The sequence below is a fragment of the Pontibacter sp. HSC-36F09 genome (assembly GCF_024171605.1).
GTDB lineage: Bacteria > Bacteroidota > Bacteroidia > Cytophagales > Hymenobacteraceae > Pontibacter.
Window position 1 is genome coordinate 466,896 of the sequence record NZ_JALKAA010000002.1, and the last position, 23,505, is coordinate 490,400.

Annotated in this window: 24 protein-coding genes; 9 read left to right on the forward strand and 15 right to left on the reverse strand. The window is 50.7% G+C overall.

Going from position 1 to position 23,505, the window contains the following annotated elements:
• Positions 1 to 15: 15 nt before the first annotated feature.
• The 3 genes from L1278_RS08045 to L1278_RS08055 form a co-directional block, all read right to left on the reverse strand.
• Entirely contained in the window at positions 16 to 240 is a 225-nt protein-coding gene (locus L1278_RS08045) for a CDGSH iron-sulfur domain-containing protein (protein WP_188502415.1), read from the reverse strand.
• Between the two features lie 142 nt (positions 241 to 382).
• Positions 383 to 1,186 carry a hypothetical protein gene (locus L1278_RS08050; protein ID WP_253402674.1) on the reverse strand — a complete coding sequence of 268 codons (804 nt, stop codon included), beginning with the start codon at positions 1,184 to 1,186 and terminating at the stop codon, positions 383 to 385.
• Positions 1,187 to 1,420: 234 nt separating this feature from the next.
• Positions 1,421 to 3,859 carry a GAF domain-containing protein gene (locus L1278_RS08055; RefSeq protein WP_253402676.1) on the reverse strand — a complete coding sequence of 813 codons (2,439 nt, stop codon included), beginning with the start codon at positions 3,857 to 3,859 and terminating at the stop codon, positions 1,421 to 1,423.
• A 241-nt stretch (positions 3,860 to 4,100) separates the two neighbouring features.
• Here L1278_RS08055 and L1278_RS08060 point away from each other — a divergent pair, with 241 nt between their 5' ends.
• The gene (locus L1278_RS08060) at positions 4,101 to 4,733 is read left to right on the forward strand and encodes a DUF6565 domain-containing protein (protein ID WP_253402678.1); all 633 of its coding nucleotides are present in this window, start codon (positions 4,101 to 4,103) and stop codon (positions 4,731 to 4,733) included.
• Between the two features lie 100 nt (positions 4,734 to 4,833).
• Here L1278_RS08060 and L1278_RS08065 read toward each other — a convergent pair whose 3' ends face one another.
• On the reverse strand, positions 4,834 to 5,010 hold the full coding sequence (locus L1278_RS08065) for a hypothetical protein (protein WP_253402680.1): 177 nt from the start codon (positions 5,008 to 5,010) through the stop codon (positions 4,834 to 4,836).
• Between the two features lie 251 nt (positions 5,011 to 5,261).
• Between L1278_RS08065 and L1278_RS08070 the strand changes: the two genes are divergently transcribed.
• The 4 genes from L1278_RS08070 (at position 5,262) to L1278_RS08085 (ending at position 8,583) form a co-directional block, all read left to right on the forward strand.
• Entirely contained in the window at positions 5,262 to 5,876 is a 615-nt protein-coding gene (locus tag L1278_RS08070) for a deoxynucleoside kinase (protein ID WP_253402682.1), read from the forward strand.
• A 117-nt stretch (positions 5,877 to 5,993) separates the two neighbouring features.
• Positions 5,994 to 7,661, forward strand: a complete 1,668-nt coding sequence (locus tag L1278_RS08075; protein WP_253402684.1) for a Zn-dependent hydrolase — start codon at positions 5,994 to 5,996, stop codon at positions 7,659 to 7,661.
• Between the two features lie 5 nt (positions 7,662 to 7,666).
• Positions 7,667 to 8,122 (forward strand): hypothetical protein, encoded by a 456-nt coding sequence (locus tag L1278_RS08080; protein ID WP_253402686.1) that lies wholly within the window; start codon positions 7,667 to 7,669, stop codon positions 8,120 to 8,122.
• Between the two features lie 239 nt (positions 8,123 to 8,361).
• Positions 8,362 to 8,583: a hypothetical protein gene (locus tag L1278_RS08085; protein ID WP_253402688.1), complete on the forward strand. Its 222-nt coding sequence runs from the start codon at positions 8,362 to 8,364 to the stop codon at positions 8,581 to 8,583.
• 81 nt (positions 8,584 to 8,664) lie between these two features.
• Here L1278_RS08085 and L1278_RS08090 read toward each other — a convergent pair whose 3' ends face one another.
• The 6 genes from L1278_RS08090 to L1278_RS08115 form a co-directional block, all read right to left on the reverse strand.
• Complete coding sequence (locus tag L1278_RS08090) at positions 8,665 to 10,263, reverse strand: glycosyltransferase family 39 protein (protein WP_253402690.1); 1,599 nt, start codon at positions 10,261 to 10,263, stop codon at positions 8,665 to 8,667.
• A gap of 13 nt (positions 10,264 to 10,276) precedes the next feature.
• Positions 10,277 to 11,416 (reverse strand): FAD-binding oxidoreductase, encoded by a 1,140-nt coding sequence (locus L1278_RS08095; RefSeq protein ID WP_253402692.1) that lies wholly within the window; start codon positions 11,414 to 11,416, stop codon positions 10,277 to 10,279.
• Positions 11,417 to 11,418: 2 nt separating this feature from the next.
• Complete coding sequence (locus tag L1278_RS08100) at positions 11,419 to 11,673, reverse strand: hypothetical protein (protein ID WP_253402694.1); 255 nt, start codon at positions 11,671 to 11,673, stop codon at positions 11,419 to 11,421.
• Positions 11,670 to 12,323 carry an alpha/beta hydrolase gene (locus L1278_RS08105; protein WP_253402696.1) on the reverse strand — a complete coding sequence of 218 codons (654 nt, stop codon included), beginning with the start codon at positions 12,321 to 12,323 and terminating at the stop codon, positions 11,670 to 11,672. The genes L1278_RS08100 and L1278_RS08105 overlap by 4 nt, the downstream gene beginning before the upstream one ends.
• Positions 12,324 to 12,380: 57 nt before the next feature.
• Positions 12,381 to 13,328 (reverse strand): alpha/beta fold hydrolase, encoded by a 948-nt coding sequence (locus L1278_RS08110; RefSeq protein WP_253402698.1) that lies wholly within the window; start codon positions 13,326 to 13,328, stop codon positions 12,381 to 12,383.
• A 158-nt stretch (positions 13,329 to 13,486) separates the two neighbouring features.
• On the reverse strand, positions 13,487 to 14,974 hold the full coding sequence (locus L1278_RS08115) for an APC family permease (RefSeq protein WP_253402700.1): 1,488 nt from the start codon (positions 14,972 to 14,974) through the stop codon (positions 13,487 to 13,489).
• A gap of 339 nt (positions 14,975 to 15,313) precedes the next feature.
• On the opposite strand from L1278_RS08115, the gene L1278_RS08120 reads away from it, so the two are divergent.
• A complete protein-coding gene (locus L1278_RS08120) occupies positions 15,314 to 15,517 on the forward strand; it encodes a hypothetical protein (RefSeq protein WP_253402702.1) in 204 nt (67 codons plus the stop codon).
• Here the strand turns inward: L1278_RS08120 and L1278_RS08125 are convergent.
• The 4 genes from L1278_RS08125 to L1278_RS08140 form a co-directional block, all read right to left on the reverse strand.
• Positions 15,514 to 15,987, reverse strand: coding sequence for a hypothetical protein (locus tag L1278_RS08125; RefSeq protein WP_253402704.1), 474 nt, complete (start codon positions 15,985 to 15,987; stop codon positions 15,514 to 15,516). The two genes, L1278_RS08120 and L1278_RS08125, sit on opposite strands and share 4 nt — an antisense overlap.
• A 111-nt stretch (positions 15,988 to 16,098) precedes the next feature.
• Entirely contained in the window at positions 16,099 to 16,461 is a 363-nt protein-coding gene (locus tag L1278_RS08130; RefSeq protein ID WP_253402706.1) for a Rieske 2Fe-2S domain-containing protein, read from the reverse strand.
• A gap of 8 nt (positions 16,462 to 16,469) precedes the next feature.
• Complete coding sequence (locus tag L1278_RS08135; RefSeq protein ID WP_253402708.1) at positions 16,470 to 16,841, reverse strand: DUF3221 domain-containing protein; 372 nt, start codon at positions 16,839 to 16,841, stop codon at positions 16,470 to 16,472.
• A gap of 105 nt (positions 16,842 to 16,946) precedes the next feature.
• Positions 16,947 to 17,630, reverse strand: a complete 684-nt coding sequence (locus L1278_RS08140) for a hypothetical protein (protein WP_253402710.1) — start codon at positions 17,628 to 17,630, stop codon at positions 16,947 to 16,949.
• A 411-nt stretch (positions 17,631 to 18,041) separates the two neighbouring features.
• Here L1278_RS08140 and L1278_RS08145 point away from each other — a divergent pair, with 411 nt between their 5' ends.
• From L1278_RS08145 to L1278_RS08155, 3 genes are read left to right on the forward strand one after another with little or no spacing between them, the layout of a single operon-like run.
• On the forward strand, positions 18,042 to 20,573 hold the full coding sequence (locus tag L1278_RS08145) for a PIG-L family deacetylase (RefSeq protein ID WP_253402712.1): 2,532 nt from the start codon (positions 18,042 to 18,044) through the stop codon (positions 20,571 to 20,573).
• A gap of 54 nt (positions 20,574 to 20,627) precedes the next feature.
• Positions 20,628 to 20,771, forward strand: coding sequence for a hypothetical protein (locus L1278_RS08150; protein WP_220627672.1), 144 nt, complete (start codon positions 20,628 to 20,630; stop codon positions 20,769 to 20,771).
• Positions 20,768 to 22,471, forward strand: a complete 1,704-nt coding sequence (locus L1278_RS08155; RefSeq protein WP_253402714.1) for a sodium:solute symporter — start codon at positions 20,768 to 20,770, stop codon at positions 22,469 to 22,471. The genes L1278_RS08150 and L1278_RS08155 overlap by 4 nt, the downstream gene beginning before the upstream one ends.
• Before the next feature lie 45 nt (positions 22,472 to 22,516).
• Here the strand turns inward: L1278_RS08155 and L1278_RS08160 are convergent, their stop codons facing one another.
• Positions 22,517 to 23,476 carry a methyltransferase domain-containing protein gene (locus L1278_RS08160; RefSeq protein ID WP_253402716.1) on the reverse strand — a complete coding sequence of 320 codons (960 nt, stop codon included), beginning with the start codon at positions 23,474 to 23,476 and terminating at the stop codon, positions 22,517 to 22,519.
• Between the last annotated feature and the right edge of the window lie 29 nt (positions 23,477 to 23,505).

The following is a 23,505-nucleotide window of genomic DNA, read 5'->3' on the forward strand; positions in this document are numbered from 1 at the left end:
CAGGTTGTGTTACGGTTACTGTTTTTTGGGAGGGAGATCGAAGGCTTCAGCATCATGCTCGAAGTGCCCTTTGTGCGAACCGTCGCAAAATGGTTTGTTCTTCGACATGCCACAGCGGCAGATCGAAACCAGTTCGCGTCCACCGAGCCCGTATACGTTACCGTTCTTGTCCACAATCTCAAACTCACCCTCTACACGCAGAGAGCCATTGCTGTTCACTGTTATTTTTGTCTTCGACATTATCTTTTGTTTAGTGCAGTAACAAATATAGCTTTTTTACGGCAATATTACCAGAGGCCAGCCTGCAGCACGAGAAGGACAGAAACACCACAGCCCCCGGACACGGAGGTCCGGGGGCTGTGACACTACTGACGCATCAGGCTTAGTTGCTGTACACGTAGTTGAATGTTTGGGACTTACCGTTTGGCAATGTCACTGTCTGGCTGATTGGCATGCCGCTGTCGTCGTATTTGTAAGAGTAAGAGCGCGTGAATGCCTTCTGGCTGTTATGCACTTCCATAGAAGAGCGCACCAGGTTGTTGGGGCTGCTGGCCGAGCCTGGCTCTGCAAAAGCGTGCAGTGGGTTCGGGTTAGCATCGTAAGAGTTGGTTGTGGTCGCGTAAAGCTTAGCTTCTCCTGTGCCATCGATCACAAACTGCTTTTCCTGGGCGTAGTTACCGTTCGGCATCACCTCATAAGTCGAGAATGACTTCAGTTTGCCTTTCTTCTCCGTGCCTTCGAAAACGGACTTCTTGCTCAGCTTCTTGGCAGCGTCGTAAGCATAAGTGGTGTAGGTCTGGTACTCCGGCTTGCCACCTGAGAAGTAAGTGGACACCGATTTGCTCAACTCGCCTTTGTCGCTGTAGGTATAGTGCTGCTCTGTCAGAAGCGTCTGGCTTTTGCCGGCGTAAGTTGTGCTCTTGATCAGGCGGCCCTTGTTGTCGCGCTCGTACTTGTCTAGACTCTCCACCTCGCCGGTTTCCGGGTTGTAGTGGTTTACCTGGCTGAGCTGCTTGCCCACCACATTGTAAGAAGTAACATCTGCGGAGTCCAGCGTAATGTGTGACAGGGCGCCACGGTCAAATGTAGGCTGTGCAGAGGACTCACTGTCGTTTTTCTCGCAAGACGATAGGGCTACCACGCCAAATACTAGCATGGCGGGTAAAAAACGGTTTTTCAATTTCATTTGGCTAAAAGTTGAAAAGTGAAAATAAATAAACAGCACAGGGCGCTTCCCCGGCAGTCTCAGGTAAAACGCCCTTTCCCTTAAAATAATTGCACTGTTGTAGAGAAAATTATAGGAATAGCTAGGATTGATAGAATCTTACAACTTTAACTGCGTTGTAAGATTCTGATTTATAACTTGTTGTTAAATAGATGTTCTAGTTAAAAAAAATGCTTTTTGTATAAAAGTGCAATTTTAGTTGAGAGTGGCCGCGCGTGCGATCTGCAGCAGTTCGTCGCCGGCATCAATGTCGTGGCGCAGCTGCTCCTGGAAATTGATCGAAATGCGGAGCGCTTTTAGTCCCTGCACGCCCTGTAGCTCTTCTATCTCCAGGTCTTCTATTTCTTCTTCAATATAACCTTCTGCCTGCAGGAAGTCGATGTAGCGGCGGTATTCCTGCGCTTCACGTGGCTGCGTGTACACAATGGCGACCTTGCCGGGTTGGGTAAGGCGCTCCTCGGTGCCACGCAGCGTGGCCTTGTCAATTCGCTTTTTGAGAATCTCATAGCGGATATTGTCGGCACCCTCCACATCAAACTTCTTCTCATCGAGCCGGAAGCGGATGCAGATAGGGTTATTGTGCACCAGTATCAGCTGGGTGATCTCGAGGGGGAGCTTCAGGTTAGCGCGCAGTTTGTGTATGCGACGGGCAATCTCGCAGGTGAGCATCAACTGCCAGAGGCGCATGTTCTTCAGGTATAGCTCCTCAAAATGACCACTGTTCAAGAGCGATGCCCCGATGTAGATGTTATACTCCAGGCCATCCGTCTTATACTTCTCAAAGTAATGCGGAAAGATCTGCTGCGCCTTTTCCTCCTCCCGGTCCAGGAAGCTGGAAATGGTGTCGTTAATCAGGTATAGACTCTCTTCGTAGGCTCGCCGCTTGTTGTACACCACGCCATTCGGGTTGTTGGTGGCCTTGCGGTAGGTTTCAATGGCCTTTTGGGTGGAAGGGTACTTCTGGGTGAAGTGATTGAAAAGCGGTTCGATCTCACTGCGCAGAAACTCCAGCACCACCGCCTCATCGCCCGAGCCCAGTTCCTGCACGATGTTTTGCGAGTACTTGTCTATCTTGTAGATCAACTCGTCCAGGATGGAGAGCGGCAGCTTGTCTTTGGCGGCCAGAATCACCTCTTTGGCCAGCACCAACTGGTCGAGCAGGTCGCCCTGAATGGCTTTGTTGCGCTCCGAAGCCGAGCTGCGCACGTCCGATACCCCGTAGAGCGGGTAGATGTCGCGGAACACGATCGGCTCGATCTCGGCCGGTACATTTCGTTCCATCTTATCGAGCAGGTTGATGGCTGCCTGCGTAAAGCGCCACTCCACAATCGGGTGAATGGCCGTGTACTTCTCTTTGATGATATTTTGAATACTGCTGCGCAACTCGTCGAGCATGCGGTTGAGCGCCAGGGCAAAAAGCGGCAGTATCTCCTTGAGCTTGATCGTGGAAAGTGCATTCAGTTCGCCAGGTATAGGCGACGCTAGTTCCAGCATGCCGATCGTTTTGCCTTCGTATTGGAGCGGCGCGATGATCAGGTTTCGTACACCGGACTTAATCAGCTCCTGCTCCAGTCTGTTGGTCTCGTCCAGCTGCTCCAGGTCGTCTACTATAATGGTATTGCCCTTAATGAGCACGGGGGCGTAGATGGACTCCGTCAGGTCTTCCAGTTTGACATGGGAGTCTTTCTGAAGCACCAGTCCGTTCCAGGTTTTGCGGGTAAAGTTGGTGTCGAACTCATGTAGCGCGGGCAGGGAGGCCAGACCCAGCCGCAGCCCCGGCAGCCCGAAGAGCACGCGCAGTTTCTGTTGCAGGCTCTCAAACCCTTCCGGCGTGGTCACTGAGTCCTGGTCGAGGAGGTCGTAGCGCAGCGATGAGATGGTCGCCTCGTTGGTCACGTCCGTAAAATCGTAGATGGCAAAGCCACTAAACTCAAAGTTCTCCGGCGGAATCTTCTGCATCCAGAGGTCCAGGTCGTTGTAGCGGTTGATCAGAAAGTTTATTTCCTGTGTGCTGAGCTGCTTGATCGGCCCTTTGGCCTTCACTTTCATGAACTTCAGATCGGTGATCAGCTTGTAGTGCCGGTCCAGTTTGGTGAACTTGTCTTTGATGCTGAAAATAAAGGGCTCGTCCACAAAAAAGTTGGCGTTGTAGAATTTCTCCAAGATCAAGGTATAGGCCGAGAGCGTCTGGCGGAAGAGCAGCGTTTTAAGGTCGAGGTTGAGTTTTTGGGTATAGTTACCACCTCCCAGCAAGTCAAGCTCCTCCAGGCGCGGCGTGGCGTAGAAGCTGTCGAAGTGAAAAGGCAGCACAGTGGCGCGCAGATCGTTCTCCCAGAGGGCACTCGGGAAAATGTCCTCCATCAGAATGTCGACCGTATCAATGTATTTATTGATAATGGACACATCTTCGATAGGCTCCAGCAGCGCAGGATTTTGGCGCAGCAAACCGGCCAGCTCGTTTACGCGAGACACATTGCAGTTCGGGTCGGTCTTGATCTTGTTTTCCCAGTAAGTCACCAGCGGTGACAGGCTAAGGGTCGCCTTGAACGGAAACCGCTCGGCGCTCAGGATGATCTCGTCCCGGTTAGGTATGGAAACAACAGTTTCGTGGAAGTTGCCCCTCGATTTGCGCATATGATTTTATTTGGTTGATGGGGAAGAGCGCGTATGGCTAATCCCAAGTGCGGCGCAGGCAAAATGCCTGTCTTTGCTTTAAACGTAAGCAGCCGCAAAAAGATAGCAGGCGGCATGTTGTACCGGGTGCAGGTATAGCAGCAGCATTAAAAAAAATATAGCTCCATCAGAATATTCTGGCATAATATTTAATGGGAGTGCTGTGTTAGAAGAGTATCCTGTAACATTATAAAAACAACCTATGAAGAAGATATTTGTTCCCGTTCTATTGCTTTTGATGGTGATCAGTACGCTTGGAGTTCAGGCTCAGACCAAATCGAAGCTAGAGCAGGACCTCGAGGATTTCCGCACCTGGATGAACAGAAGAGTAAACCAGGGCGATAGCATCACAAGGGCTGAATGGCCAACGGTCAAGGAGGAGTTCAGGGCCCGCACCCAAAGCCTGGACCGTAGCAGCAGTCAGATGAACGAAGCCTCGAAGCAGGAGTATGGCGAGCTGAAAAACCAGTATCAGGAGTGGGAAGCAGAAAAGGAAGAGCGCTACGGACAGCCACTCAGCCGCGAGACGGCCGTCACCTGGGAGCGCCGCCTGGCCGGCACGAACAAAATCGGATCGCTCAAGGCCAGTCAGTTGCGCGGCACTTTTGTCAGGTTTATGGAGAACGTGCGGGCGCAGCGCACCGATTGGAGCCTGCGCGACTGGGACTACGCCGAGCACGTATATCTGCAGCTCAACGACCGCAAACAGCAGGTGCTCAGTCAAATGACGAACAGTGATAAGATGAAAGTGGCGGCGCTGCAAGTAGAGTTCAACACCCTGCGCAAAAGCCGCGACGCCAAAGATAGGTATAACCAAATGCGGGAGCAGCGATAGGTATACTTCCCTTAACGACTGGAGATATCTATACCTAATAAAACAGCCGGGACATGCAGCATTTGTTGCATGTCCCGGCTGGTTACGGTTATACTGTTAACTAAATGGCGTTCTGGCCTTTAGTGCCGCCAGACTGGTCGCCTTTGTTACGACCCTGGTTTGGACTTTTATCCTTTTTCTGGTCAGGCATACTGCGGTTTCCCTCTTGGCCGCCTTTCTGTTTGGCCTCAGGCTGTTGCTGCGACTTATTTTTGTCCTGGTTGTGTCCCTTTGTCATAGCTTTATTTATTTTAGTTTCACTTACAATTTACGCAGTCTGGTCAGATGAGTTGATGGCGCATAGCGCAGTAACAGAAGCGCTACATCTGTGCCCTTAAATTATTGAGGTATAGGTATCTAGTGGATCGCGGTGTGTAGAGCAACAGGCAATGTGCATAACCGCGTGGGTAAGTTTCAGGACCGGAGAGAAACAGGCACGAAAAAAAGCTTTAATTTGCAGCCGGTTTCTTCATCCATTATACCATTACCATGCACATTGCGATCGTCGGCAACATTGGCGCCGGCAAAACTACCCTGGCCACCAAACTTTCCCAGCACTTTAATTGGGAGCTATACCTGGAGTCAGTTGAGAATAACCCTTACCTGAAGGATTTTTATGAGGACATGGAACGCTGGGCCTTTCACCTGCAAGTGTTCTTTTTGAACAGCCGTTTCGGGCAGGTACAGCAGATCCAGGCCAAAGACGGGCACGTGATCCAGGACCGCACCATCTACGAAGATGCTTATATCTTCGCGAAGAACCTGCACGATTCCGGACTGATGAGCACGCGCGATTACGAGAACTACTACGCCCTGTTCCAGTCGATGATCAGCATGGTGAAAGCGCCTGACCTGATGATCTATCTGAAGGCGGACCTGCCGAAACTGATTGGGCAGATCGAGAAACGCAACCGCGAGTACGAGAACAACATCAGCATCAACTACCTGCGCAACCTCAACGAGCACTACAATACCTGGATGAGCAGCTACGACCAGGGCAAGCTACTGGTGATCGATGTAAACAACATGGACTTTGTGGCCAACCCCGAGGATTTAGGGAGCATTATTGAACGTATCAACAGCGAACTGTTCGGCTTGTTTTAAGCTAGTCAAGAGCATCATATAGGTATAAGCCGCTGCCCTGACAAAGGGTGGTGGCTTTTTCTTTTACTTCAAATCCTGTATCTTTCTCTTGAAAAATAAAACTAACCTTATACTTACATGAAATCACGCCACCTTATACTTGCTGCTTCTGTAGCCGCCATGACGGCCGCCTGCACAGGCAGCACCACTAACGAAGCGCAAACCACTGAAACGGTACAAACTGACACCACTGCCACCGACCTGCAGCAAAAGCTAGGCATGTACACCACGGTGCGTTTGACCGCTGACCTGAGCGGACTGAGCGAAAAAGAGCGGCAGATGATTCCCCTGTTGATCGAGGCAAGCAACATCATGGACGAGTTGTTCTGGTATGAGGCCTATGGTAAAAAAGACTCCCTGCTGAACGCCTTGACTGATGATGCCGCCAAGCAGTTCGTGAAGATCAACTACGGCCCCTGGGACCGCCTCAATAACAACGAGCCTTTTATACCTGGCGTGGGCCCGAAATTAGACGCAGCCAACTTCTACCCGCACGATATGACGAAAGAGGAGTTTGAGAAGGCGAATTTGAAAGACAAAGCCAGCCAGTATACCTTCCTGCGCCGCGACGCCAAGGGGAACCTGATCACAGTGCCTTACCACGTGCAGTTCAAAGAGCAGGTAACACGCGCCTCTGACCTATTGCGCCAGGCGGCAAACCTGGCCGAAGAGCCGGGTCTGAAAAAATACCTGACACTGCGTGCCGATGCCTTGCTGAATGACAACTACCAGCCAAGCGACCTGGCCTGGATGGACATGAAGAACAACCGCCTTGACATCATCATCGGCCCGATTGAAACCTATGAGGACAAAGTGTTTGGCTATAAAGCGGCCCATGAGGCCTATGTTTTGATCAAGGACATGGACTGGAGCAAGCGCCTCGAGAAGTATGCGGCTTTCCTGCCGGAACTGCAGCGCGGTCTGCCGGTGCCAGCCAACTACAAGAAAGAAACGCCCGGCACCGACTCAGACCTGAATGCCTACGACGTAGTGTACTATGCTGGTGATTGCAACGCGGGTAGCAAAACCATCGCCATCAATCTTCCGAACGACGAGGAGGTGCAGCTGAAGAAAGGCACGCGCCGTCTGCAACTCAAAAATGCTATGCAGGCCAAGTTCGACAAAATCATGCTGCCCATTGCTGATGAGCTGATCGCCGATGACCAGAAGCAGCACATTACCTTCGATGCCTTCTTTGCCAACACCATGTTCCACGAAGTAGCGCACGGACTGGGCATCAAGAATACCATCAATGGCAAAGGCACGGTACGTGAGGCGCTTAAGGAGCATGCCTCTGCGCTGGAAGAAGGCAAAGCCGATATCTTGGGCCTTTACATGATCACGCAGCTGCACAAGAAAGGCGAAGTGAGCGGTAGCCTCGAAGATTACTATACTACCTTCATGGCAGGCATTTTCCGCTCGGTGCGCTTTGGCGCGGCCAGTGCTCACGGCAAGGCTAACATGGTGCGCTTCAACTTCTTCAAGGAAAACGGTGCCTTTGAGCGCGATGCTCAGACCGGTAAGTACCGCGTGAACTACGTGAAGATGGGTGAGGCAATGGACAAACTATCGGAGTTGATCCTGACGCTGCAGGGCAACGGCGATCACGCGGGCGTGGGCAAACTGCTGAACGAGCAGGGACAGATCGGTGCGGAACTGCAGGCCGACCTCGAACGCCTCAGCCAGAAGAATATACCGGTTGACGTGGTGTTTGAGCAAGGCGTAGACGTGCTAGGATTAAAGTAGGAAGCATGGAACTGCTGTACTGGAAACAGGAAAACCTGACGGCTCGGAAGTATACAGTGCGTGATGAGAACAGTTTGGTTGGCGAACTTGCCTTCAGGGGTTGGACGAGCAACGACGCGGATTTCAGCTCAGCGCGGATCAACCTGTACTTCCAAAGGCAGGGCTGGCTCGAGCATGACCTCACCATCCATTTCAAAGACGAAGTGATCGGCATGAGCAAATCGTCCGGCTTCGGCAAAACCACGACTACGCTGGTGACAGGGGAGCAGTTCACGTTCCAGGGCAAAACCCTGAATAGTAGCAGGGACATACTCGATAAAACTGGCCAAACCCTGGTGCGTTTTGAACAGGGAAACTTCAGTATCGCGAGCGGCCAGATTTCCATTGGCCGGGACATTCCGGAGCTTACCAAGCTGCTGTTGGTGGCAACCGGACTTTACTTGAAGCATCTCGGGCAGTAGTGAAGTTATTCCTCCTGGGGCAATATTTTCATACTTAACTATCTAAGTATTTGATATTCTGAATAAAAGGTCCTGCTAATCGGCAGGACCTTTTTTATTGTTGGGTCACGAAGCTGACTTTTGTGCGTTTTAGGCCGCTCAGGGCAAGTTGTGGAAAACTGCACTTGAATATAGACAACTTATAGAGGGGGTTGGGAGTAAAACTGATCTCCAACTCACTTTAAATCAAATATTTAATTATGAAAAATTTTGTAAAATCCTTTTACGATTTTAACCTAAGCAGCCCCCAGGAACGCCAGGAGCGCAACCAACTATACCCTGAACTAGCCAAATTTCACATTGCGCTTCGCGAAGAAATGAGCGAAGAAGAGTACCAGGAGTTTTACAGAGCGGAGAAGGAAGCTGCCAAAAACCTGATGATCCCTAACCCTAATTCCAAGCCTCAATGGATACGAATGTAACTCATACTGACGATAGAAACTGAAAAAGGTAAACCGAACGTGGTTTACCTTTTTTGTTTGTAAAAACAGAACTTAGATTATTTACTCAATTATCTTATATATAATAATTGAATCTACAGGAGTTAAGCTTACAAACCAAGGTATAAATTGCGGGTAAGTATGATAGAACCTTGCATAGTGAGCAGTAGTGAGACTATTCCACATATTCTGAGCGCATATTATTTCATCAACTTTTGAAAACTTCATATTAGCTTCAATTTTTTGTTGATACACTCGCTTAGGAACAACAAAATAATCGCCTACTTCTGGCTTTGATTTCTCGGAGTCATAAAACTCCATACCTGCTTTCTTGCTATACCATTGCCAGCCCCAATGCCCAACAGTCCATACCTTAGCACTTGATGGTATTTTTTTTATAACAACAGGAGCTGATGCTCTATAAAAATTTGCGTATTGCCAATCGGAAATGCTTAGAAGAATGCCGAGTAGTATAGTAAAGGATATTGAAAAAACTATTGCCTTTGTAGAAATTTGCTCAATGGTATAGGCAATAATAATGAGTAATGGGGGTAAGATGAGCAAGGAATGACGAGTTGCCATAAAAGGTGCAAAGAGGACAATGAAACCTATTAATCCAACAAACCAAAGAACGATTAATTTCATAGTAGGTGTCAATGTGGTTCTTCGCAAAAGGATATAAGGAAAGATAATCAACATCAAACCATTGGTAAAAAAAGCAACCCAAAACAAGCTATAGAAAGGTGCTTTAAGAGGTATACCATATACCAATAAGTAGACTATTACTACGCATGTAACAATACCAAAACAAACTCTTACTATTGTATAACGGCTCGAGGACTTTAAAAAGTGATCACAGAAAATTAAAGTGAATGGAACAATTGCACCAAGGGTAAGTAAAAAAGAAACTGAGTTGTTAAGTAGTAGGTCTGGGGTAAATGTGTTTTTAGGTCTTCCTAAAATATGAGAGCCTCCATATTCGAGATAGTTAGTAAGTGACCAAAAGGCAATTGTAAACACTGGTAATAATAAGACTAACGCAACCCTAATCTTTTTTTGTTGCCAAACTTTATATATCAGGATTATTACAAGAGGTAAAAGTGTGTATTTTATAAGCAAACCACCGCTTAAGATCAAGGCAGCTATAAAAAGGTTTTTAAATGCATCAGCTTTGTCAGCTTTAATGATATAATACATAAACATGACAGATATACTAAGAATAGGTATATCTGTCATTAAGTTCTGATTAACTAGAAACCCTGGGCCTAATGCGAGTAAAATACTAGCTGATAAAGCAAATTCTTTGTTAAATAATTTCGCTAGTTTATAAAAAAACACAATACTAATTAGGATGAAAACTGACTGCAGAAGGTGCAGTGCAATTTCATTATAACCAAATAGAGCACCAACACTAGCAATTAAATAGAAATAGAGTGGAGGTTGATTGAAGTGATGTATAGGTTCATCTGTATCCACCCAATTGATGTATCCAGACATAGGTCTCAATGGATTGTGCTGAATCCATTCAGCTGCTTCTAAATGAAAAGTATCGTCAATATGAAATGCCTTATTAATATTGATAAGTGTTGCAATAATCCAGACAGCGGACAGTATCATCCAAGGGTAATTCTGTAATCGATGCCAGAAGGAAGCTTTGAGCATGAATATGAGTTTGTTACAGTTTCTCCAACACCAGCTTCGCCCCCTCTTCACCCACCAACGAGCCGATGGCTAGGCCCATGCCACCCATGCGCACGGCGCAGCACACATGCTCCGACACCGGCTGCACAATGGTTGTTTTTCCCGGGCCAACCCCCATGATACCACTCCAGCGTTGCTCTACTTCATAAGGTGTGCCCGGCAAAATGACTTCGCGTAAAAGTTCGTCCAGTTTGTGCTGCACCAGATCTGTAAGTCCCATCTCGGTCGTTTCCTCAGTTTTGAAATCGAGGTTGCGGCCGCCGCCAAACAGCACCCGATTGCCGATGTTGCGGAAGTAGTAGAATCCTTTGTCGTAGTGAAAAGTGCCTTTGAAGCGCAAGCCGGGTATAGGTTTGGTGATGAGCACCTGCGCACGGGCCGACACCACCTGCAGCTGCGGCAGCAGCTGGCGGGCAAAGCCGTTGGTAGCGACCAGGGCCGCGCGAGCAGGTATAGCAATGCCTTGTTTGGTGAGGGCGGTTATACCTGTGCTCTCTTCCTGCAGACTTTCAATTTCCACTCCGTTCAGCACAATCACACCCAGGGCCTGTACCTTCTGCGTGAGGGCGAGTATCATCTTACCCGTATCGATCTGCCCCTCGGCAGAGCTCTCGATCAGGTGCGCTATCTGCTTAAATCCGAAATCACTGATCTTGTGGTCTGCCAGGCGGTAGATGTCCTGTTCTCCCGTTACCTGCTGCAACTGTTTGTTGAGATATGGCAGTTGCTCAAGGCAGTCTTCGTAAAGCGGCTTTTGGTTTTCTTCAAACAGTTCGTAGCCACCCCAGCGGTGGTAGTCGATAGCTTGGTCGCCCAGGTTCTGGCGCAGACGTTGCAAGCCACGCCAGCGACGTTCCACCAGCGCAAACACATCGCTTTCGCTGTGGTGACTCAGGTCGTCGAGCAGCTCGGAGGGACTGCCGAAGCAAGCAAAGCCGGCGTTGCGGGTACTGGCCCCGGTGGGTAACAGACCGCGCTCTACCACCATGACTTTCAGGGCAGGTTGCTGCGTTTTCAGGTATAGCGCCGCATTTAGGCCCACGATGCCGCTGCCCACAATGAGCACGTCCACATGGCTGAAGTACGATTCCTTTTCCCAGAAGCTCAACTCCATGGCTACTCGTCTTCGCGGATATAGGTATGGGTATAGTTGCGGGCCGTCGCCTCGTCTATGATCTCAAAACCGGTCAGCATGATTTCCCGCTCGCCGCTGTTGTAGCCGCGCACGAAAACGCCTTCCGGACTTTCATAGATGGAGTAGTTGTGACGGCCGAAAGGGTAGAGGTTGTTGCTCCGGAGGGTGGTCGCGTTGGTGAGGTCGGCCGTTTTACCGTCCGGCGTTTTGATGATGAATTTCTTTTTATCTGTCATGTCTCGCAATCTTCTAAAATCTTATCCAAGATAGCACTTATCTCGGAAGCGTGGCTCAAAACCATCAGGTGACCGGCCCTTTTTAATTTGATGATGCCCGGGTAGGTACCCATCGGCAGGATGCGGTCGGCGGTGCCGTGAATCATCACCGCATTCTCGTAGTGGTCGGGTTGGTGCCAGTTGAGCAGCTGCCCGATGGCCCAGCGCAGAAAGTGCGGGTCGGTTTCGAGGATCACCTGCTTGAGCAGTACTTTTTCGGCTCTGGTGTTGGCACCAAACAACAGCGGACCTACAAAATGAAAGCGCTTGAGCCAGGGCACAGGTATAATGCGGTGCAGTCGCAGGAAGCCCATCAGGCGGTAGTACCACGGCAAAATTTTGCTGCTGGCGATGCTCGAGATGAGGATGGTTTTGCGTGGGTTCAGAAACTTAGAAAGCTCAATCGCTACAATCCCCCCAAAGGACATGCCCACCAGTACCGGGTTCGGTTCAGTGATCTGCTCGGCCAGCCTCATTGCATACTCGTGCAGTGGTTCGTCATCTTTCGGCTTAATCCAGCGCACGTATACCTTGTTTTTGCATTTGAGGTGCAAGAACTGAAACATGCGCTCGTCCGCCCCAAGTCCGCTGATAAAATAAATGGTGCTCATACAGCTTAGCGTTTACGGCTGGTGACCGTTAACGACAGCAAAGCTACTTCTTTTCTGCTAATCGAGCTGCGCGACTTCCTGACTCAGAAAGGACAGCACGTCCTGAACGGTTTCGTGTGGCTGCTCCTCCATAGGGATATGCCCTGCACCTGCGTAGACTTTCAGTTGGGCACCTTTTATACCTTGCTGGAATTGACGTGCATTTGTGAAAGGTACCCAGGCATCGGCTTCGCCCCAAAGTATGACGGTAGGTGCCTGTACCTGTGCCAGTTTGTACAGGTTGTCAGTGTCTACCGTGTTGAGACGATCTATCAAAGCGCTCCGGTTACCCTCGCACAGCAGCAGGTCGTGGCTCAAGGTAATGGTTTCCGGTTTCAATTTACTGTCGTCGCCATATACCTCTTTAAGACTCTGTTCTACAATAAAGCGCGGCGTGATATATTTCAGCGAGTGCTTAAGCAGGGGCGTTTGCGCCATCCGGAAGGGGAGCGTGATACGCTTGTCGTTGGCGTTGGTGACGCCGGTAGGGGAGACAAGAATCAGTTTCTGCACCCGTTCCGGATGCGTGGCCGCAAAGTCGAAGGCGATCTGGCCGCCCAGGGAGCTGCCCCCGATATGTGCCTGCTCTATACCCAGGCTGTCCATAAACTGCAGGAGCAGGTCGCGGTAATAGTCGATGGAGTACGAGCCGGATGCATTGGGACCGGTCAGTCCGAAGCCGGGCAGGTCGAGCCGCAGCACCCGGTGCTGTTTGCTGAGTTCGGCGGTCCAGCCATCCCAGGTATGGAGCGAGGCGGCCGTACCGTGTACCAGGATGATCGGTATACCCTGTCCTTCGTCACGGTAGTGCAGTTTAGCATCAGCGATGTTTATAAAGTGGGAGGAAGATGTCGTATACCTGGCTTTTAACTCTTCGGCAGGTATATCCGCCCTGATCATTAGCGCAAAAGCAATCAGTATAACTAGCCCGGCTACTACAGCTACATGTTTTCCCTTGAACTGCATGGTGTTCGGATTGTGACATTTCCTGAACTAAAGTATGAAATTATTGGCGAAATGTTTGCCCGCCCTTTTCTGTTTCCTACATGGTGAGATGGTTTCAAACAAAAAAGCAGCCTGCCATACCTGACAGACTGCTTTTGAACTATTGTACAGAAAAATTCTTACGAACCAGACTCCTTCTTAAACTTGTTTCCGAAGAAATAATAAACCGGTATGCCCAGCGCCACGATGATGAGGCCCGGCCAGGTATAGACTGGCTTGTAGATCAGCAGGATGATACAGATGCCTGAGGCGATGAGTACGTAAAGCGCTGGCAGGATCGGGTAGCCGAATGCCTTGTAAGGGCGATTGAGATCCGGACGACGCACACGCAGCACAAACACCCCGATGATGGTGAGTATGTAAAAGAGCATCACCGCAAAGATCACATAATCGAGGAGGTCGTTGAAAGTGCCGGAGAGGCAAAGCAGGCAGGCCCACGCGCACTGCATCCACAGTGCGGCGGCCGGTACGCCGTTTTTGTTCAGGTGCCCCATCTTCTCGAAGAACAGGCCGTCTTTGGCGATGGCATAGTATACCCGTGCTCCAGAGAGAATAGCGCCGTTGTTACAGCCAAACGTTGAGATCATGATCAGGATGGCGATGCCTACCGTGGCCGGGTAACCACCAATCACCTCTGCCACTGCCGTTGCCACACGGTCGTTGGAGGCGTACTTGATGCCTTGCCCTATCACGTCCGTTGCATTGGGGTCGCCGTTGAGGGGAAGCACGAGCAGGTATACCAGGTTGATGATCAGGTAGAGGCCCATCACAATCGCGCTTCCGATCACCATGCTCAGCACGATGGTGCGCTTCGGGTTCACGATCTCGTCACCCGAAAAGCCGATGTTGTTCCAGGAGTCGGCGGAGAACAGGGCGCCCACCATGGCAATGCCGATGGCCGTGATCAGCGCCATACCTACCGGAGGCGCTTCGCTGGTTCCCGCGGCCGCTGCGGCAGAGCCCCAAAAATCAGAGAAATTGGCCTGCACTGCTGTGTCGTTGATGCCGAAAAGCAGTCCGAAAAGGATCAGGCCAAACAGGGCGATCAGCTTGGTGCTGCCAAAGATGTTCTGGATCAGCTTGCCACTCTTCACACCCCTGGAGTTGATGTAGGTCAGGAACAGGATACTCCCTATGGCCAGCAGCTGCACCGAGCTGAAGTTAAAGCTGCCCAATGAAATCAGCACATTGTCTTCGCTGAACCAAGGTATAAGCACCCCGGTAAAACGGGCAAAAGCAACGCCCACGGCTGCGATCACGCCGGTCTGGATTACGAGGAAGAGCGTCCAGCCATACAGGAAGGCCACCATCTTGTTGTAGGCCTCTTTCAGGTACACATACTGCCCGCCCACCTTCGGGAACATGGACGACAGTTCGCCATAGCTGATGGCGCCCACCATGGTCAGGAAGCCTGAGAGCACCCACACCAGCAGCATATTGCCCGGACTGACAACCGCCCTGGATATATCGGCGGTCACGATGAAGATGCCCGAGCCGATCATACCCCCGGTCACAATCATAATGGCGTCGAAAAGCGTAATCTCCCGCTTAAAACCGCTTTCTTTCTCTTCTTGCTGCACCCTCTTTACTTCTTCTGTATCCTGCATAGGAGCCTTCTTATACCTGTTTAAGCAGCCGGCAACCCGGAGAAAGGCACTGGCTGAGAGACAAAATTAAAGTTAATTTTTTGGGAATGGACTACTACAGATCATTATCTGCCAGAAAGCCTGCAGTTGATAAATTATATATAACTATACCTGTTAAAATTTGACTTTTTGGCTTTTAAAAAGTGTGGTCGTTCGTCTGGTTTTTCAGGAGCTTCACGGATGATTTCAGGCCCTTGGTATAAAATAGTAGTAAATGAAGTAACAGTACCTTGCATAACAAAGTACTATAGAATAACTTTGTCACAGTAATTAATTGATAACCATTTAAATCTTAAAGCCATGAAAGTATTATTCGTAATCGCCGCCACAGTATCTTGCTTCGGTCTTGCTTTGCAACCAGCTACCAAAAACGTTCAAACAGTTGATGCTGCTGTTGCGAGCCATGTAGAGATGGAAGTAGAAGAGCCCATGATGACCGTACTGCTCGACACAGTCGTGATCACACCTGTTGCGCCTCATGCGGTAGCTGCTAACGTGCGTTAAGCCGTAGCAGCCCGCTGGCCAGCGGCAGTGTTATCCTGTTTCAGGAGCCACTCTTCGGCCAGACGCCGTTGATAAAAGTTTTTCATGGAGAGCTTAGGAGTCAGGCGCTCTTCAAGCTCTCGGGCAGCGAGTCTGCTGAACATACTAAAGGAGTATACGTGCGCCATGTAGTGCAAACCGGCTCCGATTACTTGCGGCAGCCACTCAAACTGAAGCCAGTCGTTCGCTTCCTGCCAATCGCCGGTCACTTCGGACTTGTCGTTGAGCAATTTCGGGCAGGGGTCTTTTCTTAGCAATTCGAGAAAGGCCTTCGCTGCGCAGACCACATTGTCAGCTGTTATATGGCCCTGCCACTTGGCTTCTATGTAGTCCTGCTTACGCTGAATGGTGACGTACAATTCGCCCATCATGTGGTGCAGTTCTATTGGTGGGGATGGCGTAATTTCCGGACGGATGATTCTGGTTGCCATAGACATAACATCAGTTGGTTGCGCCCTAATGTAAACAATTCGTGCACCTCACCCACAGGAATCACCCTATTTTAAGTAGAGCGCTCCCTAACAGGGGTAAAAGACTCCTTCTCAGGTAGTGGTCGCTACGTGTTCGATTCCCACAAACACACCCTCATCCCTTAATTCTACCCGGTGCAGAACCGCCTTGCGGGTACGAAAGTCACACTCACGTCCATCCTGCATGCTATACCTGTAGCTGTGCCAGGGGCATATCACTTCATTCAGGTAATTCGTAGTGCCTTTGCTGAGGGAGTAACCCAGATGCGGGCAGCTATCGTCGAGGGCAAAAAAGCCGGTGGTAGTATGCGCAAAGCAAATAGACCGGCCATCCAGCACTAACTGTTTTAGTTTTCGAAGGGGCACCTGCTCGCGGGCTTCTGTCGCGCTGTCAAACACCTTATGCCAGGTATAGCGTGCCTGTTTCTGTTCCATCTGTACAACTAGTTGCTCACCCGCACGGCGGATGCATGGGCCTGCACCGGGAAGGATTCCATCACCTGTTCATCAAACCAGGCTTCCACTAACTGACCCTCGCGTAAATGGTCCAGGCGGAGCGTGGTACCCTGCAAGTTTTCGATGTAGGTTTTGGCATCAATCCGGAGTGTCGCCTGGGTATAGTTTGTTTGCACGCCTTCTACCGATTCGACCAGAACCATAGCTACGCCTTCCTTTTTCTTGGAGTTGGTTTTTTTGATATTCTTGATACTGCCCCGCATGTCGGGTTGTGTGTTGGGGATCTGGAAGCCGTCCTGCGTCTGGCATCCAGCCAGGAGGAGAGCTGCCAGGGGTAGTATGTTCAGGTATCTTCTCATGGGTACAGGGTCGTGTCAGGCCCATTCCTTAGGGAAGGACCTGTTTTGACATTTGTACGCAGGAGGGGGGGAGTGGTAAAGGCTCAAGCGCTTTTTATTTGCCGCTTAAGCCACCCGCATGAACTGGTCTGACAACTCTCTGCGCAGGTTTTCACCTTGGGTATAGTAAGAAAGGAAGTCGGTGCGGCGGCAAGAGGCCAGCCGCGGCTCCTGGCGCAGGGTAAGCCGGGAGCGTCTGCCTACTGTCAGCAGGCCAATCCCTTTTCGTTCGCATAATTTAGATAGGTAATTTGCCATGGCATTGCCGCGCCAGCACAGGCTGCTTACCTGTATACCTAACCACTGATGGTCGCCGGGTTGCTGCCTGAGTTGGTCAACTGCATTTTTCATTTGCTGCTGTATGTAGCGCTTACGAAGCCTGGAGTGCAGGACAAAACCAGCGACAGCAAGTATAGCAGGTATAGAGGCCATGGCCAGCCAACTGCCAGTCTGGTAGCAAAGATAAGCTGCCACGCCGAAAATAGAGCCAGCCGTGACATAGCGTATCCTGCCCAATCCTTTCTTCTTGTAGGAAGAAAGTACACGTGCAAGTTTATCAGAAGCGGAAGTGCTGAGAGAGACAGCAAAAAAGCTATTGTCGTGTTTCTGGTAGGCAAACAGCGCATCAGCAAAGGTGCCTTGATGGGTGGACACCGTTCTGTTTACAAGTAAGCCAGACTTTTTTTCATGTTTGGCATAGTAGGACCCAAGGAATTCGATTGCCTGGTCTCCGATGCTGCTCTCCGCCATATGCGTCAGTTGTTTGTAGCCTTCAAATACATTGTTTCATAGTTGGGGCTACCCAGTAAAACTGATGAGCCTTAGGCAGGATGCGTAAAGTGTCTTCCACTTTTTTTACAAATATAGCGATGGTAAAATATAAAGCTAATAATTTGATTATTTTTTTGAAAAATTTACTTTAGTCGATAGTGTTCTTCGATAAGTCCTGACTGGTCATATTACTATTCTATACCATCTGTTTTCTGATCATAGGGTTACGTGCTGTTTTAAATGCAAATTTTTTATACTTATTGTTATATGTCGGGTTTGCGTGACTTTCTGTCTTATAAAACCCTGAAAACTGGGTAGGCTGACGCAAATTTTTTAGATTTACGGCATGGTGCTGTTAGCCTACTTTTACTGCCCCTTTTAACTAAAACCATGAAAAAAAGTTTTTCGCTCCTGTTTGCCCTATTCGTTCTGCTAACCTGTGTGTCGCTGCACGCGCAGACACCCTCCAAACCCAACGCCGCTGAGCTACTGCAGGATATTAAAAAACTGAACGTGTTGGGCACCGCGCTGTATGTGGCAGCGCACCCTGACGACGAGAATACCCGCTTTATTGCCTATCTTTCTAACGAGAAGCTATACAACACCGGCTACCTATCCGTAACCCGCGGCGACGGCGGTCAGAACCTGATCGGACCGGAGATTCGCGAAGGACTGGGCATTATCCGCACGCAGGAGTTATTACAGGCCCGCCGCATGGATGGGGGGCAGCAGTTTTTCACCCGCGCCAACGACTTTGGCTATTCTAAAAATCCGGAGGAGACTTTTGCCATCTGGGACAAGGAGAAGGTGCTGCACGATGTGGTGTGGGCAATCCGCAAGTTCAAGCCGGACGTGATCATCACCCGTTTCACACCGAAGCCTTCTGAAACACACGGCCATCACACGGCCTCTGCCATGCTGGCAAACGAGGCCTTCGTAGCCGCGGCCGACCCGAAGCGCTTCCCGGAGCAGCTCAAACATGTTCAGGTATGGCAGGCCAAACGGGTGCTTTGGAACACAGGTGTGTGGTCCTTCCGCAGCCAGAAAGAATTTGAGGACTATGGTTCACAACTCTTGAAAATAGACGTTGGTGGCTACAATCCACTGCTGGGCAAGTCCTACCCGGAGATTGCTGCTCTGAGCCGCAGCATGCACAAGAGCCAGGGCTTTGGCGCTACCGGTACGCGCGGCGTAACCATCGAGTATTTAGAACATACCAAAGGCGAGCGGGCAAAAGAAGAACTGTTTGAAGGCATCAACACCACCTGGAGCCGCGTGAAAGGCAGTGAAAAAGTGGCAGCCTTGTTGCAGCAGGCAGTATCAGAATTTAAGCCCGAGCAACCGGCCGCCGTGGTGCCTACGCTGCTGGCCGCCCGAAAAGAACTGGCCAAGCTGCCCGACAGCTACTGGAAGCGCCTTAAAACGGAGGAGTTGGAGGAGGTGGTGAAGCACAGCCTGGGCCTATACCTGGAAGCAGTGGCGACTGACTATGCCGTAACGCCAGGCGAACACCTGAACGTGCAGTTGGAAGCTATCAACCGCTCGGCTATACCTGTGCAGTTGGTAAGTATGCGTCCTGCCTTTACTTCTAAGGACAGCCTTCTCAACAAAACACTTTCGCCAAACGAAGCGCTTCTGATTCCCTTCAAACTTGAAGTACCGGCCTCGGCAAAACTATCGCAACCTTACTGGCTACGGCAGGAGGGGACGCTGGGACTGTTCCGGGTAGATGAGCTGCAGGAAATCGGAGCGCCTGAGAATCAGCCGGCCGCCGAAGTACGCTTCGACTTGAAGATTAACGGGGAGCCGTTCAGCTATACCGTGCCGGTCGTGTTTAAGCGCAACGATCCGGTGGAGGGCGAACAGTACAGACCTTTGGCCATTACACCGCCGGTGTTTGTGAACATCTCGGAGAAAGTGCTGATGTTTGCCTCGCAGGAACCCAAACCGGTACATGTGCTGGTGAAGTCGGGCAAGGCAGGTATACGAGGCAATGTAGCCCTGCAACTGCCGAAGGGTTGGCGTGCAGAACCAGCCCATGTGGCCTTTGATCTGGAGCAGAATGGGGCCGAGCAGTTGGTGCGTTTTATGGTGCATCCGCCCAAGGGACAGCAGGAAGTAGAGTTGAAAGCGGTGGCTACTGTCGAAGGCAATCCCTATACCCGCGGACTCAATATTATTCAGTATAGCCACATCCCGACCCAAACCACTTTCCCGGAAGCCGTGACCAAAGCCGTGCGCCTCGACCTGAAGCGCAACGGAGAACAGATCGCCTACCTGATGGGTGCCGGCGACGACATCCCTGCCAGTCTGCAGCAGATTGGTTACAATGTGACATTGCTGAAAGACGAGGACATCACAGACCAAAACCTGAAGCGTTTTGATGCGGTGATACTGGGCGTGCGGGCCTATAATACAGTGGAGCGCATGAATTTTTACCAGCCGCGTCTGCTCAACTACGTGCAGCAAGGCGGTACCGTGATCGTGCAGTATAACACCGGGCATAGCCTCAAGACCAACAACGTGGCCCCTTATCCTTTAAAGATATCAAGCCAGCGCGTGACGGTGGAGGACGCCGACGTGCGCTTCCTCAAGCCAGATCACCAGGCGTTGAACAGCCCGAACAAGATCACCAAAAAGGATTTTGAAGGCTGGGTGCAGGAGCGGGGTCTATACTTCCCGAGTGAGTGGGGCAGCGAGTTTGAAGCAATCCTCTCGAGTAACGACCCTGGCGAACCAGCCCGTAACGGTGGCCTCCTGATTGCGCGTTATGGCAAGGGACACTTTGTGTATACTGGTTACTCCTGGTTCAGACAACTGCCCGCCGGAGTGCCAGGTGCCTATCGCATCTTCACTAACCTGATCTCGCTTGGAAACGGGCATGGCGGCACACAAGGCAGCGCGGGGAGTACAGCCAAATAATTATCCGGAAGCCAGTGTGCTACGCGCATCGCGCTTTTGATAAGAATAGAAACCATGAAAGAAACTGACAACAAGCCTACCCAGGAGCTTGACAAACCACCCTTTTTCAAGAGCTGGAAAAGTATGTACTGGCTGGTGCTGGGCAATCTCGCTTTTCTGATCACCCTGTTTTACATCATCACCCGCATCTATTCATGAGGTTACTCGACTGGATTGTACTGCTCGGCACACTGGGCTTTATTGTGATCTACGGCGTCTGGAAAACACGTGGCAGCAAAGATATAGAAGGCTACCTGAAAGGCGACAACAGCATGAAGTGGTGGACGATCGGCCTCTCCATCATGGCCACGCAGGCCAGTGCCATCACTTTTCTCTCCACGCCGGGGCAGGCTTACGAAGATGGGATGCGCTTTGTGCAATTCTACTTCGGTTTGCCTATCGCCATGGTCATCATCTCGATCACGGTTATACCTATTTTTTACCGGCTCAAGGTATATACAGCCTATGAGTATCTCGAGAGCCGCTTCGACCTCAAGACCCGCTCGTTAGCTGCCCTGCTCTTTCTGATCCAGCGCGGGCTGGCGGCAGGCATTACCATTTATGCGCCGGCCATCATCCTGTCCACCATTCTGGGCTGGAACCTGACGCTCACCAACCTGTTCATCGGTGTTCTGGTGATTGTCTATACCGTGTCGGGGGGCACGAAGGCCGTAAGCGTGACGCAGAAGCAGCAGATGGCCGTGATGATGGGCGGTATGCTCGTGGCCGGTTTTATGGTGGTGCACTACCTGCCAGAAAGTGTGTCCTTCGGCGATGCCGTGGCCGTAGCCGGCAAAATGGGTAAGATGAACGTGGTGGATTTCTCCTTCGACTGGAACGACAGGTATAACTTCTGGTCAGGTATGACGGGCGGTTTGTTCCTGGCCCTTTCTTATTTTGGCACCGATCAGAGCCAGGTGGCCCGCTACCTGGGTGGCCGTTCCCTCACCGAAAGTCGCCTGGGTTTGCTCTTCAATGGCCTACTCAAAATCCCGATGCAGTTTATCATTCTCTTTATCGGGGTGATGGTGTTTGTGTTCTACCAGTTTAACCAGCCGCCTCTTTTTTTCAACGAGGCCACCAAAAACAAGGTATACGCGACCGATTTTGCCCCTGAAATGGAGGCACTGGAAGAGCAGCACACCGCTTTGTTCAACCAGAAACAGGAAGCGATGCACGGTCTGGTTGCCGCCCTGCGAACCGATGATGAAAAGGCCATCGCCGCTGCCCAGGCCGAGGTGCAAGGTATAACTGACGCCTCCAAAGTAGTTCGTGACGATGTAAAGGCGCTGATTACCAAGGCCACACCCGATGCTGAGACAAAAGACACGGATTACGTGTTCATTTCTTTTGTAATGAAGTATTTGCCGGCTGGGTTAGTGGGTTTACTTTTAGCTGTGATTTTTTCGGCAGCCATGTCGTCTACTGCTTCCGAGCTCAACGCCCTGGCATCTACTACGGTAATAGATATCTATAAGCGATCCGTCAAAAAGGACAAAGACAATTTTCATTACCTGCGCGCTTCCAAGCTGTTTACCGCAGCCTGGGGTGCCCTGGCCATTATCTTTGCTACCTACGCCTCCCTGCTAGACAACCTGATACAGGCCGTCAACATTATCGGGTCCATCTTCTACGGCACCATCCTGGGTATTTTTCTGGTGGCCTTCTACGTGAAGTACATTAAAGGTAACGCAGTATTTATCGCGGCGCTGCTAGCTGAGGCGGTGGTGCTATACTGCCATTTCTATACCGATATCGCCTTCCTGTGGTTCAACGTAATCGGTTGCGTAGCCGTGGTCGTGTTTGGTGCGATCATCCAGTTCTTTATGGGGCAGAAGAAAGGGGAATTAGTGGCCTAGCAATTTTTATAGCGCGAGCACCTACACTCGCGTCATAGATTATACCTAATACCGCGGCTTCTGCCCCGCCACAATATAGACCAGACTGCCGCCAGCCGATACGTACTCTTCGTTCAGGAGCCTCTGCTTGAGGGCGATCTTGTTGTAGAGCAATTTCTGCCAGTAGGCGTCGAACTTGTCTTTGTCGCCGCCGCCGGCCATGAAGTAGTTCAGATTGTCCTGGTAATCGTAGCCCATCGAGTCGGAATCGATCCACTGCAGCATCTGATCCACGCGCAGCATCTTCTCCTGTGTATCGTAGGGCGGAATGATCGAGAGGGCTTTGTCTGAGATCCATACCTTAATGTTTTCAAGGCCGGCCTTCAGGTATAGGTCAGGTATCACGTCGCCGAGGGAGTTGAATCCTTCTCCGAGCCGCTTCTTCCCTTTTTCGATGCGCAGCTTTATCTCGAGCACTTCCAGGGTGCTCTCCACGTCAAAATCGGTCTCGCCGTAGCGGTCGAACATGAGGTTGGGCACTAGGTTATTGGGTTCCAGTGCCAGCACCCAGCCGCCGGGCTTCGTGATCCGGATCATCTCGTTTATGACCTGTTTCGGGTCCTTTACATGGATCAGCAAAGTCTGGCAAAGCGTAATATCGGCCAGGTTATCAGGCAGGGGAATGTTGGAGGCGTTGCCCACCCGGAAGTCGTAACTGATGTCGTTGTGCAGGTAGATGCTCTGGGCTTTTTGCCTGGCCTCTTCAATGTATTCGGGCTCAAAATCGACACCGTATACCTTAGCGCCAGAGGGGAGGTGCTTCGAGAACATAAAGCCCATCATGCCTTTGCCGCAGCCAATATCCACGAGCGTGCCAGTATAGTCCAGGTGCAGGCGACGGGCCAGTAACTCCAGGTAGTCGTCGTTCCACCAGTATTCCCGGGCGGGCCCGAGGTGGTCTTCTGAGTGTTTTTTAGGTTCTTCCAACAGGTATAGCGAATTAGGTATAAGGAGTGGCAGGTCCACTCCATCAGGTATAGTATCTCAAAAAAGAA

Coding starts and splice junctions, on each gene's coding strand:
- L1278_RS08120 (WP_253402702.1), top strand. CDS start 15,314: ATGAAAGTATTATTCGTAATCGCCGCCACAGTATCTTGCTTCGGTCTT.
- L1278_RS08095 (WP_253402692.1), bottom strand. CDS start 11,416: ATGGAGTTGAGCTTCTGGGAAAAGGAATCGTACTTCAGCCATGTGGAC.
- L1278_RS08085 (WP_253402688.1), top strand. CDS start 8,362: ATGAAAAATTTTGTAAAATCCTTTTACGATTTTAACCTAAGCAGCCCC.
- L1278_RS08115 (WP_253402700.1), bottom strand. CDS start 14,974: ATGCAGGATACAGAAGAAGTAAAGAGGGTGCAGCAAGAAGAGAAAGAA.
- L1278_RS08125 (WP_253402704.1), bottom strand. CDS start 15,987: ATGGCAACCAGAATCATCCGTCCGGAAATTACGCCATCCCCACCAATA.
- L1278_RS08140 (WP_253402710.1), bottom strand. CDS start 17,630: ATGGCGGAGAGCAGCATCGGAGACCAGGCAATCGAATTCCTTGGGTCC.
- L1278_RS08150 (WP_220627672.1), top strand. CDS start 20,628: ATGAAAGAAACTGACAACAAGCCTACCCAGGAGCTTGACAAACCACCC.
- L1278_RS08130 (WP_253402706.1), bottom strand. CDS start 16,461: ATGGAACAGAAACAGGCACGCTATACCTGGCATAAGGTGTTTGACAGC.
- L1278_RS08060 (WP_253402678.1), top strand. CDS start 4,101: ATGAAGAAGATATTTGTTCCCGTTCTATTGCTTTTGATGGTGATCAGT.
- L1278_RS08065 (WP_253402680.1), bottom strand. CDS start 5,010: ATGACAAAGGGACACAACCAGGACAAAAATAAGTCGCAGCAACAGCCT.
- L1278_RS08055 (WP_253402676.1), bottom strand. CDS start 3,859: ATGCGCAAATCGAGGGGCAACTTCCACGAAACTGTTGTTTCCATACCT.
- L1278_RS08075 (WP_253402684.1), top strand. CDS start 5,994: ATGAAATCACGCCACCTTATACTTGCTGCTTCTGTAGCCGCCATGACG.
- L1278_RS08110 (WP_253402698.1), bottom strand. CDS start 13,328: ATGCAGTTCAAGGGAAAACATGTAGCTGTAGTAGCCGGGCTAGTTATA.
- L1278_RS08045 (WP_188502415.1), bottom strand. CDS start 240: ATGTCGAAGACAAAAATAACAGTGAACAGCAATGGCTCTCTGCGTGTA.
- L1278_RS08100 (WP_253402694.1), bottom strand. CDS start 11,673: ATGACAGATAAAAAGAAATTCATCATCAAAACGCCGGACGGTAAAACG.
- L1278_RS08070 (WP_253402682.1), top strand. CDS start 5,262: ATGCACATTGCGATCGTCGGCAACATTGGCGCCGGCAAAACTACCCTG.
- L1278_RS08050 (WP_253402674.1), bottom strand. CDS start 1,186: ATGAAATTGAAAAACCGTTTTTTACCCGCCATGCTAGTATTTGGCGTG.
- L1278_RS08135 (WP_253402708.1), bottom strand. CDS start 16,841: ATGAGAAGATACCTGAACATACTACCCCTGGCAGCTCTCCTCCTGGCT.
- L1278_RS08145 (WP_253402712.1), top strand. CDS start 18,042: ATGAAAAAAAGTTTTTCGCTCCTGTTTGCCCTATTCGTTCTGCTAACC.
- L1278_RS08105 (WP_253402696.1), bottom strand. CDS start 12,323: ATGAGCACCATTTATTTTATCAGCGGACTTGGGGCGGACGAGCGCATG.
- L1278_RS08080 (WP_253402686.1), top strand. CDS start 7,667: ATGGAACTGCTGTACTGGAAACAGGAAAACCTGACGGCTCGGAAGTAT.
- L1278_RS08155 (WP_253402714.1), top strand. CDS start 20,768: ATGAGGTTACTCGACTGGATTGTACTGCTCGGCACACTGGGCTTTATT.
- L1278_RS08090 (WP_253402690.1), bottom strand. CDS start 10,263: ATGCTCAAAGCTTCCTTCTGGCATCGATTACAGAATTACCCTTGGATG.